Raw genomic sequence first — 2920 nt, 5'->3', positions numbered from 1 at the left:
TTACGTTTAGTAACGCTTGTCAAAGTTAATTAAATTAAATTTGTTTCGCTATTTATTTTAAATAATTTTATAATGACAAAAAAATTAATTCTGTTTACATTTATTTTGGTTATTTTTAGTTGTGATGGCGGAAGAGTGAATTATAACAATCCTAATATTCCCAACTTTCCTGTAAATATTCAACTTAATTTGAATTTGCCTCAATGTAGCAATTTACAATATGCGAGCAATCATATCATTGTGGATGGCGGCGCTAGAGGAATTGTAGTTTTCTACACTGGAAGCAGTTATCTGGCGTATGATTTAGCCTGTCCCAACCAATCATTTTCTACTTGTACTTCTCCCATGACTGTTACCGGCATTGAGGCAAAATGCCTATGCGATAATGCTGTTTACAACTTATTTTCAGGACAAAGCGCTGGACAACAATATCCAATGAAACCGTATCGTGTTGAAATGAGCGGCGGTAATCTTATTATTTACAATTAAAATTTTAACGTCATTCCCGCTAAAAAATTGATCTCCGCTTGCGGATAATAATAGGGTGTAACATCATACATATAGCCGTTTGAAACATAGCGTTTGTCTAATATATTAGTAACCAAACCGTTTAAAACAATTGCTTTGAAAATTGTTTTTGGCTTAATTTCATAACTAATATTGAAGTCGTTTACAAAGTAATCTGGCATTTTTGCGACTGGTAATTCAATATTATTGAGGTACTGTTCACCTACAAATTTTGACAACCATGATATTTGAAGGCTAGCCAAAGGTTTATAAATCAAAGCATTCCCTGCAATTAACGATGGAGAGTAGGCTATGTCTTTTGTACCAAGATTTGTTCTGGCTAGGTTCAAATCAATATTTTTATTTTGACTTACCGTAACGTTTGGTCGAATAAAAAATTGTTTTGATAATTGAAAAGTAGCATCAACTTCTAATCCTAACCGATAACTTTTTTCGCTGTTAGAACGAATAGGGTTGCCCACATTGTCTAAATTCCCCGTCAAGATTAATTGGTCTTTGTATGCCATATAATAAATATTGGTATTGATTTTTGTCTTTTCGGCAACATAACGCCAACCCAATTCATAATCATCCAGTTTTTCGGGTTTTACATTGCCTCCTTCATAATCGGTTCGGTTGGGTTCTCTATTGGCTTTGGCATATGAAAAATAGAGCGTGCTTTTATCGTTAAAACTGTAATTTACTCCTGCTTTGGGGTTGCAAAAATTGAACGTATCGTTTATTGAACCTGCGGCAACTCCATTGGCTTTATAAGCAACATTGCGATATTGTAAATCGCCATAAAGACTCATCTTTTTTGTAATCTGATAATTGGTTTTGGCAAAAAAGTTGCCGTCGGTTTTGTTTCCAAAATAATTATAGTAATGATCGCCCAGTTCTGAAGTTGACGCAAATCGAGTCCAAATTACTTTACCAAAATGCTTGCCTTGGTATTTATTGATGCCGCCACCACAAATTACCTCTAGTTTATCTTTTTTATAAATAGCAGAAAAAGTGGTGCCATAAAAATCGTTATCCAACCATTTCTGACGAACTAAATCGGTCGTATTAATGGTGGTTCCGTTAATTATTATTGGTGTCAACCCATAATCGGCAAAGTTTTGATTGTTTTGGTATTCCTCATAATAGCCTTTCCCCTTGGTGTAATGCAGTGCTAGATTTGTGCTCCAATTTTCGGCAACTTTTTCGTTCCAATGCAGTTGGTAATGGTCTTGTTGGTAATTATCGGTTTGGTTGTCATAAAATTTAGTATTTCCAAACGCGTCAATAAACATCCCAGCAAAATTAAAGGTTCTATCGTTGTTTAAGGTTTCTGCATCTACGCCATACCAGGATTGATAGGTTTTTTCTTTTCCGCCAAAAACCAAGGCTTTGATTAAAGTGGTTTTGCCAACATAAGTCCCTTGCAGAAAATACGATTTCAAATCAGACGAAGCTCGATCAACATAGCCATGAGAATCAATATCTGATAGTCTTCCTGCCAATTCAAAATGATTGTTCAGTAAGCCCGAACTAAATTTTACAGTGTGCTTTCGAGTATTGAAACTCCCAAAGGAATTAGAAATTTCGCCATTAGCTTCATTAGAATAGCTATCAGTTAATAAGTTCAAACTGGCACCAAAAGCTCCCGCACCATTGGTAGAAGTTCCCACTCCGCGTTGCAATTGCAAACTCAGTAGGGACGATGCAAAATCGGGCATGTCAACAAAATAAGTGCCGCTTCCTTCGGCATCGTTATACGGAATTCCATTGATGGTGACATTAACGCGTGTGGCATCGCTGCCGCGAACTCGAATACCAGTATAGCCCACACCATTTCCTGCATCCGAAGTAGTAACTACCGATGGCATGTAGTTCATCAAGATGGGAATGTCCTGACCGAGATTTCTAATTTGGATTTCGTTTTTGTCTAGATTGCTAAACGATACGGGCGTTTTTGTAGTGACCCTCACCGCCGAGACTAAAACGGCATCTAGTTGGTTTACTCTGGTGGTGTCTTTTACTTGTTTTTGAGATAAAACGGCAAAAGGCCAAAGGCAAATGACAAGAAAAAAAGAAGTTAAAGTCTTGCTTTTAAAGTTTCGTAAATTTTTCATTCGTAAAGTTGTTACGAATAAAAGGGGGAATTATTCTTTGGTTAAAAATTAAAGTTCCTATGACAGCAAGCGTCAAGGCTTGGTTGCCATTTTTCCCTAAACAGCATTACCTGTTCTAGGTTCGTTGGGTATAATCTCAGCCCTTGGTAGAGCACCCCTTTGAGACAGCACAAATTTACTATTATAAATGAGATTTACAAAAAAGAAATTTTGAAAATGATTTATTAGATAAAAGAAAAGTCAGGAGACTTTTAGTTGACCCCTCCTAAAATTACTTGACACATTTTGTTATTAAT

At 36.2% G+C, this 2920-nt stretch carries 2 protein-coding genes; one reads left to right on the top strand and one right to left on the bottom strand.

Translation table 11 applies throughout. The annotated features are described in order from the left end of the window. Nucleotides 1-72 precede the first annotated feature (72 nt). Nucleotides 73-489 (top strand): hypothetical protein, encoded by a 417-nt coding sequence (locus tag Q0Q96_RS02860; RefSeq protein WP_293871490.1) that lies wholly within the window; start codon nt 73-75, stop codon nt 487-489. Here Q0Q96_RS02860 and Q0Q96_RS02855 read toward each other — a convergent pair. Next, nucleotides 486-2624, bottom strand: coding sequence for a TonB-dependent receptor (locus Q0Q96_RS02855; protein WP_293871488.1), 2139 nt, complete (start codon nt 2622-2624; stop codon nt 486-488). The genes Q0Q96_RS02860 and Q0Q96_RS02855 overlap by 4 nt on opposite strands. Nucleotides 2625-2920 lie beyond the last annotated feature (296 nt).

The sequence above is a fragment of the Flavobacterium sp. genome, from assembly GCF_025352015.1.
Lineage (GTDB): Bacteria > Bacteroidota > Bacteroidia > Flavobacteriales > Flavobacteriaceae > Flavobacterium.
The sequence above is the reverse complement of the archived record's forward strand: the minus strand, read 5'-3'. Positions and strand labels throughout refer to the sequence as shown.

Excerpts from the sequence above, each read along its gene's own strand:
- Q0Q96_RS02860 (WP_293871490.1), top strand. The coding sequence starts at position 73 with ATGACAAAAAAATTAATTCTGTTTACATTTATTTTGGTTATTTTTAGT.
- Q0Q96_RS02855 (WP_293871488.1), bottom strand. The coding sequence starts at position 2,624 with ATGAAAAATTTACGAAACTTTAAAAGCAAGACTTTAACTTCTTTTTTT.